The 269-nt window shown below is 76.2% G+C and carries 1 protein-coding gene; it reads left to right on the top strand.

Annotated features, from left to right (window positions below):
* The coding region (locus RVY79_RS19805; protein ID WP_317466276.1) for a cytochrome c peroxidase at nt 1-269 on the top strand (269 nt) is incomplete at both ends.

Genomic DNA, 269 nt, shown 5'->3' with positions numbered 1-269 from the left:
ACCTCGACCAGGCCGGCGCCTTCGGCTACGATGCCCAGGGCCGGCCGCACGGCGGCCTGTTCTGGGACGGCCGGGCCAACAACCGCACCGAGCAGGCCCGGGGCCCGCTGTTCAACCCGGACGAAATGGCCAACACCGACACGGCCGCGCTGGCCGCGCGGCTGCGGGCCCTGCCCTATGCGGCCGACCTGCGCGCCGCTGCCGGACTGCCGGCCGCCGCGACCGACGCGCAGCTGGTCGACGCCGCCATCAGCGCGCTGGTGCGCTAT

This window comes from Chromohalobacter sp. HP20-39 (genome assembly GCF_033052815.1).
In the GTDB taxonomy this organism is placed as follows: domain Bacteria; phylum Pseudomonadota; class Gammaproteobacteria; order Pseudomonadales; family Halomonadaceae; genus Chromohalobacter.
Note: the sequence above shows the minus strand (reverse complement) of the source record. Positions and strands in the feature narration are given on the sequence as shown.